Here is an 8064-nt window from a genome sequence, read left to right on the forward strand (position 1 = left end):
CTCCTCAATGACATACATGGGAAGGCTGTGGGCTGAGAAGAGGAAGTGGTAATCCCTCCAGTTGGGAAGGTTTTCCTTTATGTTCTGGACCATAGCCTCAATATAGAGGGGGTGGTTGTGGTAGCTCTCAACCTTGACTACGGGAACCTGGGGATAGCCTCCCCCTCTGTAAACCCTCTCAAACTCCTTGAAGGAGGAACCCGTTGTGGTTGAGGAGTACTGGGGATACATGGGAAGGAGGATGAGCCTCCTTATCCTTTCCTCAAAGAGTCTATCAAGCGCCTCCTGAGTGAAAGGGTGCCAGTACCTCATAGCAACCTCAACCCTGTATCCCTCCCCGAGCAGCTCCTGAAGACGTCTCGCCTGCTCCTCAGTCTGCTCCCTCTGGGGAGACTTCCCACCCATGAGCTCGTAGTAGTGGCGGGTCTTCTTAGCCCTGAATTTGGCTATCAGCCACGCGATGGGTTTCTGAACGGGTCTGGGTATCCTTATTATGTCGTGGTCTGAGAAGAGGTTGTAGAGGAAGGGCTCAACGGCGGACAGGCTGTCTGGTCCGCCCATGTTGAGAAGAAGGACACCCGTCTTCATTGAGCTATACAAGAGCCTCCTTCCTCTTCGCCCTCAGGTCCTCAAGGAGCTGATAGTCCTTCTTTATGTCCCTTCCAGCTCTGGTAAGATACCCGCCTACCATCATGGCGTTCGTCATCAGGACAGCCATGCCGTGGAAGTCCCTCAGATTCTGCTCCCTGCCTCCGCAGAGCCTGAGCTCAGCCTTCGGGTTTGTAAACCTGAACATGCCTATAACCTTGAGAGCCTCAAGGGGTGTTATGCCCGGGGCATCCTGAAGGGGAGTTCCCTGTATGGGCATCAGGAAGTTCAGGGGTATGGAGTCAACCTCAAGCTCCCTGTAGGTCAGGGCGAGGTCAACCCTGTCCTCCTTGCTCTCACCCATGCCGAATATACCGCCACAGCAGGTTGATAATCCCACCTCCTTTATCCTCTTTATTGTTTCGTACCTGTCCTCCCACCTGTGGGTGGTGACTATCTTCGGAAAGAAGTTCCTGCTCGCTTCAAGGTTGTGGTTTATCCTTCTTACGCCCGCCTCCTTTAGCTTTCTGAGGCTCTCCTCATCCATAGTTCCTGCGGAGACGCAGACGTTTATGGGAAGCTTCTCAACCTCCTTCACCTCCCTGACCGCCTCGGCTATCCTGTCAACCTCTTCGGGGGTTGCCTGCTTTCCGGCGAGGACCACGCAGTACCTGTTGGCACCGAACTCAACCCCTCTCTCCGCACCCTCAACTATCTCCTCCTTCGGAACGAGGTTGTAAACGTTTATGGGCGTCTTGTAGAACTTGGACTGGGCACAGAACTTGCAGTCCTCCGAACAGGCACCGCTCTTGGCGTTTATTATTGAGCAGAACTCCAGCTCGTTCTCGGGGAAGAACTGCTTCTTTATCTTCTGGGCAAAGTGAACGAGGAAGGGCACGTAGTCGTCGGGTAGCTCAAGTATTGAAAGAGCCTCCTCCCTTGTAAGGGGTTTGTACTCCTTTGCCTTGCTGTAGAGATCTATGATAAGGCTCTCGTACCTGTCCATACTCTCACCTCCGTAAGTTGATCCAAGATAATATAAACCTGTCAGCTGGGATAGGCACCTCTGGACGTAGGAGGCAGATATCATGAATCAAGCTGTGGAGGAGATAGTAAGGGCTGGAAGGTTTCTTGACTCAAAGGGATGGGTACCTGCAACGAGCGGGAACATATCCATCAGGCTTGAGGATGGCAGGATAGCCATAACAGCTTCGGGGAGGCACAAGGGAAGGCTAAAGCCCGAAGACATCCTCTTCGTTGATATGGAGGGAAGACCCCTTGAGGATAAGAAGCCCTCCGCGGAGACCCTCCTTCACACACTCATCTACAGAACCTTCCCAGAGGTGAGGGCTGTGGTTCACACCCATTCCCCAAACGCGACCCTCATATCCCGCATAGCCAAGGGTAGTGTGGAGCTTGAGGACTACGAACTGCTTAAGGCTTTTCCTGAGATTGAAACCCATGAAACAAAGATAACGGTACCCGTCTTTGAAAACGACCAGGATATGAGAAGGTTGTCGGAAAGAGTCGGACGCTACCTCAAGGACCATCCGAGGGTATTCGGCTTCCTGATAGCTTCCCACGGTCTGTACACCTGGGGAAGGGACATGGAGAGCGCCCTGATTCACGCCGAAGCCTATGAGTTTCTCTTTGAGTGTGAGCTGAAGCTCATGGCTATAAGGTAGCTACTTTTGCTTTATTCTGAAGGTACATCTCTCATAGCCTTGAGCAGCGCACGTTACCTCCTCAACCTCAAACCTCCTGTCAAGGAGGTCGCTGAGAAACCCCTTGAAGAAACCAGCCATGGGCTTGCACACGGGCTTCTGGCTCTTTCCTATTGCCTCCACGAGTATTGAGCCCTCAACGTGTATCTCCATGCGCTCAAGGTCGTACTCAAAGAGGTCTATCAGCCTTGAGGACTCAGCTATTATCGTTAAGAGTTCAAGCGCCTCATCAAGCCTGTCGGTGTAAACGCCGTAGCGCTCCTTCAGTGTCTTCGCCCCCTTCTTCCCTCCGTACTCAGCCGCCTTCTTTATTATCCTGTCTATGCCGAACTTTGAGAGCTTGTAGATGTCCCTGTAGCCGTCTATGAGTGCGTCCCTGTGGATGAGGACAGACTCCCTCTCTATGGCTTCCGCGAGAGCCTTTATGTTATCCTTCAGATATCCCATCCCATCTTCCTCAGCTGAGCCTTTCCCTCTTCCGAGATCTTCTCTTTCGTCCAGGGTGGCTCAAATACAAATTCTACAACAACGTCTTTGAGCTGAGGAAACTTTTCAAGCACCTTCTGTTTTATATGCTCCGCAAAGAACTGCTTGGCGGGACATCCCTGAACCGTGAGGGTCATGTCTATGTAAGCCACGTTGTCCTTGACCCTTATGCCGTATATTAGCCCGAGGTTGACTATGTCTATGGGTATCTCAGGGTCCCTTACCTCTTTAAGCGCTTCAAGTATCTCCCTTTCCATAGTGAGTATCTTACCCCCTGAGATTTAAAAAGAAAGGAGCTTTATCATAGGAGGGAAGCTATATTATATATACTCTTTTCTTGCGTGAGGTGTGAGGATGAAGCTATACGAACAGGATTCCTGCGGTGTCGGATTTGTGTGCAATATAGATGGAAAAGCTGACAACGATATAGTCAGGTGGGGGGTTGAGGCTGTAAAGAACCTCACCCACAGGGGTGCGATAGGCGGTGATGGAAAGACCGGCGACGGCGCCGGTGTCCTTACCCAGATACCGAGAAAGCTCTTCTCAAGGATAATAGATGAACTCGGCTATCCTCTGTCCTCAATTGAGAATCTCGCCGTCGGTGTGTTCTTCCTCTACGAGGATATTGAGGATAAGATAGTCGCTGAGTTCGTAAAGGAAGGGATAAAGGTCCTCGGCTGGAGGGACGTTCCCATTGACACGGATGCGGTCGGGGAGACAGCCCTCAAGGTAATGCCGAAGATAAAGCACCTCCTCCTTGACATGGAGGGGATTCCCGAAGAGCAGAGGGATGTCAAGCTCTACCTGACCCGCAGAAAGATAGAGAACAAGTTCGGAGACAGCAAGGTCTACATACCCTCCCTCTCCACGAGGGAGATAGTTTACAAGGGGATGCTCGTTGCCCCCCAGCTTGACAGGTTCTACCCAGACCTCAGGGAAGAGGATTACGAATCCGCTTACTGCCTCTTCCACCAGAGGTACTCAACCAACACGCTACCCAACTGGAGGCTCGCCCAGCCCCTCAGGACCCTCGCCCACAACGGTGAGATAAACACTATCCAGGGAAACAGGAACTGGATGATCGCCCTTCAGAACGAGCTGGAGCACGAGGTTCTGGGGGACAGCAGGGAGCTTATAAAACCTCTCGTTTCTTACGATGAAAGCGACTCAGCCTCCCTTGACAAGGTGTTTGAGCTCCTCTGTCTCGTTGGCTTCTCTCCCGAGCACGCCATAAACATGCTCATACCACCAGCCTGGGAGCACGTTCCCGAGCTCTCAGAGAAGGTGAAGGCTTTCTTTGAGTACCAGTCCCTGCTGATGAAGCCCTGGGACGGACCTGCAGCTATAGCCTTTGTTTACAAGGACAAGATAGGTGCCCACCTTGACAGGAACGGTCTCAGACCTGCGAGGTATGTCCTGACGGAGGACGGCATCCTCGTTCTCGGCTCAGAGGTGGGGATGATAAACCTTGGGGAAAGGAGGATAAAGGAGAAGGGTAGGCTCGGACCGGGAGACACCCTCGTGGTTGACCTGAAGGAAGGAAGCGTCAAGAAGACCGACGAAGTCCTTGAGGAGCTCGCAAACAGGAAGCCTTACAGGGATTGGATAGAGAAGAACCTCCTGAGGCTCTCCCACCTCACGGAGGGGAAGGCTCTCGGCTTTCCCAAGGAAGACCCCGAGAGGATAAGGAAGCAGATAGCCTTCGGCTGGACCCAGGAGGAGATAAAGAACGTCCTCCAGTACATGGCTGAGACGGGAAAAGAACCCACCTTCTCAATGGGAGACGATACACCCCTCCCCCCTCTATCGGAGAAGCCCAAGCTCCTCTTCAGGTACTTCAAGCAGAGGTTCGCCCAGGTTACGAACCCACCCATTGACCCCATAAGGGAAAGGCTCGTGATGTCCCTGAAGATGAACCTCGGACACAAGAGGAACTTCCTGAAAGAGACACCGGAGCACGCCAAGAGGCTCCAGATAGACTCCCCCATACTCCTTGACTACCAGCTCAAGGCTATAGAAGAGCAGACTGAGTTCAAGGTTGTTCGCATACCCATCTGCTATCCAAAGGAGAGGAGCTACAACGTGGTTGAGCTCCAGGACATGGCTGGGGAGAGGAGGATATCGGAGCTCATAATGGACGCCCTCTACGAGGAGATCCCCATAAACGACCTCATGATGGGTATAGAGACCCTCCAGAGGAGGGTGGAAGAAGCTGTAAGGGAAGGTGCCCAGATAATAATCCTCTCGGACAGGTACATAAGCAAGCACAGGGTTGCCATCCCTTCTCTCCTTGCGGTATCCGCCTGCACAAAACACCTTGCGAAGCAAGGTCTCTCTACAAAGGTATCCTTCATACTTGAGACAGGAGAGGCGAGGGACACCCACCAGATAGCCTGCCTGATAGGCTACGGAGCTTCCGCCGTTTACCCCTACCTTGCCTACGAAACCATCAAGGAGCTCTGCGACAGCGGTAAGCTTGACATACACTACGAAGAGGCTGTCTTTAACTACAAGAAGGCTCTGGAGGACGGGCTTCTGAAGATTATGTCAAAGATGGGAATATCAACCCTCAACTCCTACCACGGAGCCCAGATATTTGATACCGTCTGCCTCAACAGGGATGTCGTTGATAAGTTCTTCACCGGAACGCCCGTCACCCTTGAGGCGGACGGAATAGAGGAGATAGAGAACTCAACCCTCGCAAGGCACAATGCAGCCTACGAAACCGATGATCCGAAGCTTGACTACGGCGGAGACATGAAGTTCAGGAAGGGGGGTGAGTTCCACGCCTGGTCTCCTCACGTGGTGAGAGCACTCCACAAGTTCCTTGATACAAAGGATTATGAGGACTACAAGGAATTTTCAAGGCTCGCCAACTCTCAGCATCCAACCTTCATAAGGCACCTCCTCTCTTACAAGAAGGCAGAAAAGCCTATACCTGTAGAGGAGGTAGAGCCAGAGGAAGAGATACTCAAGAGGTTCGTAACTGGAGGTATGTCTCTGGGAGCTCTATCCCCGGAAGCCCACGAGGTGATAGCTGAGGCTTGCAACAGGCTCGGCATGAAGTCCAACTCCGGAGAGGGTGGAGAGGACCCAAAGAGGTACTGGACTGAAAAGAACTCCGCCATAAAGCAGGTTGCCAGCGGACGCTTCGGGGTCACACCCACATACCTTGCCTCCGCAAAGGACATTGAGATAAAGATAGCCCAGGGTGCAAAGCCCGGAGAGGGAGGACAGCTCCCCGGACACAAGGTAAACGAGTACATAGCCAAGCTAAGGCATGCCCAACCAGGCGTTACCCTCATATCGCCACCTCCTCACCACGACATATACTCCATAGAGGACCTCGCCCAGCTTATCCACGACCTCAAGCAGGCTAATCCCCAAGCCCGCGTCTGCGTGAAGCTCGTCTCAGAACACGGCGTTGGAACCATAGCCGCCGGTGTAGCGAAGGCTTACGCCGACATAGTTCAGATAAGCGGTGCGGAAGGCGGAACGGGTGCATCACCCTACTCCTCAATAAAGAATGCAGGCAACTACTGGGAGATAGGTCTCATGGAGACCCAGAGGCTACTTATGGAGAACAACCTCAGGGATAAGATAAGGGTAAGGGTTGACGGGGGAATGAGAACCGGGAAAGACGTGATAATAGGAGCCCTTCTGGGTGCGGAGGAGTTCGGCTTCGGGACAGCAGCCATGATAGCGGAAGGGTGCGTGATGGCGAGAGCCTGCCACCTGAACACCTGCCCAACAGGCGTTGCCACCCAAGACCCCAAGTACAGAGCAAAGTTCAAGGGAAAGGTGGAGAACGTCATCGCCTACTTCAGAGCGGTCGCCCGCGAGGTGAGGGAGATATTAGCCCAGATGGGTGCAAGGTCCCTTGACGAGATAATAGGAAGGACGGACCTGATTGAGGTCGTCAGGTACGATGAGTTTCCGGGTTCAAAGAGGATGAAGGTGGAGGCTCTTCTTGAGGGTTATCCCGAGGACAGACCGAGAAGGTGCCTTGTGGAAAGGAACGACAACCCCGCTCCCAACTTCAACGATGAGATACTCAAGGACGTTCTCCCCTACATAGAGAGAGGGGAGCCCTTTGAGAAGGAGTACGAGATAAGGAACGTCCACAGGACCATCCCCACAAAGATAAACTACCACATAGCTCTCAAGTACAGGGATGAGGGACTTCCCGATGACACCATAAGGCTGACCTTCAGAGGGACAGCCGGACAGAGCTTTGGAGCCTTCAACCACAGGGGGGTAACCCTGAGGCTGATTGGAGACGCCAACGATTACGTTGGTAAAGGCATGTGGGGTGGAAGGATAATCCTCGTGCCCGAAGGGGTTGAAAGGACCCATGAAAACGTAATCATGGGTAACACCTGCCTTTACGGAGCCATAGGTGGTGAGCTCTACGCTGCCGGAAGAGCTGGGGAGAGGTTCGGCGTGAGGAACAGCGGAGCTGTTGCGGTAGTTGAGGGGACGGGTCACCACTGCTGTGAATACATGACCGGAGGTGTTATAACGGTTCTCGGAGAGGTAGGCTACAACGTTGGTGGTGGTATGACCGGCGGACATGCCTACATACTGGATGAGTCCGAGACCCTTGAACACAAGCTGAACTACTCCTACGTCTATGCCCGCAGGCTCGTCGGTGAGGATGAGATATCGGAGCTAAGAAGCCTAATAGAGAAGCACTACAACTACACAGGTAGCCCGAGGGCAAGGGAGATACTTGAAAACTTCGCAGAGTTCCTTCCCAAGTTCTGGAAGGTCATCCCCCTTGAGCAGTGTAAGAGGGACCCCTACGGTGAGAGCGATGCCTGTGAGGTTGAGATTCTCAGCAGGTAGTTCAGAGCTTCTCAATAACGAAGCTGTCGTTTGTGTATATGCATATCTCTGAGGCTATCTTGAGAGCTTCTTTAACTATCTCCTCAGCCCCCATATCTGTGTTCCTGTAAAGGGCGAGGGCTGCCGCCCGTGCGTAGTCTCCCCCGGAGCCTATACCGAGCACTGGCTCGTCGGGTTCTATTATGTCTCCGTTTCCGGATAGAAGGAGCATGTGCTCCCTGTCAACCGCAAGTAAAAGAGCCTCAAGCCTTCTGAGGTATTTATCCATCCTCCAGTCCTTGGCAAGCTCAACCGAAGCCCTCAGGAGATTCCCACGGTGCTCCTCAAGCTTCTGTTCAAGCCTCTCCATGAGAGCCATACCGTCCGCAGCGCTCCCCGCAAAGCCAACCAGTACGCTGTCCTTGTATAGCTTCCTTAT

The 8064-nt window shown here is 53.0% G+C and carries 7 protein-coding genes; 2 read left to right on the forward strand and 5 right to left on the reverse strand.

Annotated features, from left to right (window positions below; all coding sequences use genetic code 11):
- Positions 1–588, reverse strand: a 588-nt coding sequence (gene hemH / locus AC1HCM_RS00930; RefSeq protein ID WP_479459898.1) for a ferrochelatase, incomplete at its 3' end; no start/stop codon positions are given.
- A gap of 4 nt (positions 589–592) precedes the next feature.
- On the reverse strand, positions 593–1594 hold the full coding sequence (bioB, locus tag AC1HCM_RS00935) for a biotin synthase BioB (RefSeq protein WP_479459899.1): 1002 nt from the start codon (positions 1592–1594) through the stop codon (positions 593–595).
- Positions 1595–1676: 82 nt separating this feature from the next.
- On the opposite strand from bioB, the gene AC1HCM_RS00940 reads away from it, so the two are divergent.
- On the forward strand, positions 1677–2273 hold the full coding sequence (locus AC1HCM_RS00940; protein ID WP_479459900.1) for a methylthioribulose 1-phosphate dehydratase: 597 nt from the start codon (positions 1677–1679) through the stop codon (positions 2271–2273).
- Here the strand turns inward: AC1HCM_RS00940 and AC1HCM_RS00945 are convergent, their stop codons facing one another.
- Both AC1HCM_RS00945 and AC1HCM_RS00950 read right to left on the reverse strand, forming a co-directional pair.
- Positions 2274–2759, reverse strand: coding sequence for a V4R domain-containing protein (locus AC1HCM_RS00945; RefSeq protein WP_479459901.1), 486 nt, complete (start codon positions 2757–2759; stop codon positions 2274–2276).
- On the reverse strand, positions 2747–3055 hold the full coding sequence (locus tag AC1HCM_RS00950; protein WP_479459902.1) for a metal-sulfur cluster assembly factor: 309 nt from the start codon (positions 3053–3055) through the stop codon (positions 2747–2749). The genes AC1HCM_RS00945 and AC1HCM_RS00950 overlap by 13 nt, the downstream gene beginning before the upstream one ends.
- A gap of 97 nt (positions 3056–3152) precedes the next feature.
- On the opposite strand from AC1HCM_RS00950, the gene gltB reads away from it, so the two are divergent.
- Positions 3153–7646: a glutamate synthase large subunit gene (gltB, locus tag AC1HCM_RS00955; RefSeq protein ID WP_479459903.1), complete on the forward strand. Its 4494-nt coding sequence runs from the start codon at positions 3153–3155 to the stop codon at positions 7644–7646.
- 1 nt (position 7647) lies between these two features.
- Here the strand turns inward: gltB and hslV are convergent.
- The coding region (gene hslV / locus AC1HCM_RS00960; protein WP_479459904.1) for an HslVU peptidase proteolytic subunit at positions 7648–8064 on the reverse strand (417 nt) is incomplete at its 5' end.

The organism is Hydrogenivirga sp. (genome assembly GCF_056450045.1).

What these genes read in the sequence shown, in the direction of transcription:
- AC1HCM_RS00940 (WP_479459900.1), top strand. Translation starts at nt 1,677, where the DNA reads ATGAATCAAGCTGTGGAGGAGATAGTAAGGGCTGGAAGGTTTCTTGAC.
- gltB (WP_479459903.1), top strand. Translation starts at nt 3,153, where the DNA reads ATGAAGCTATACGAACAGGATTCCTGCGGTGTCGGATTTGTGTGCAAT.
- AC1HCM_RS00945 (WP_479459901.1), bottom strand. Translation starts at nt 2,759, where the DNA reads ATGGGATATCTGAAGGATAACATAAAGGCTCTCGCGGAAGCCATAGAG.
- bioB (WP_479459899.1), bottom strand. Translation starts at nt 1,594, where the DNA reads ATGGACAGGTACGAGAGCCTTATCATAGATCTCTACAGCAAGGCAAAG.
- AC1HCM_RS00950 (WP_479459902.1), bottom strand. Translation starts at nt 3,055, where the DNA reads ATGGAAAGGGAGATACTTGAAGCGCTTAAAGAGGTAAGGGACCCTGAG.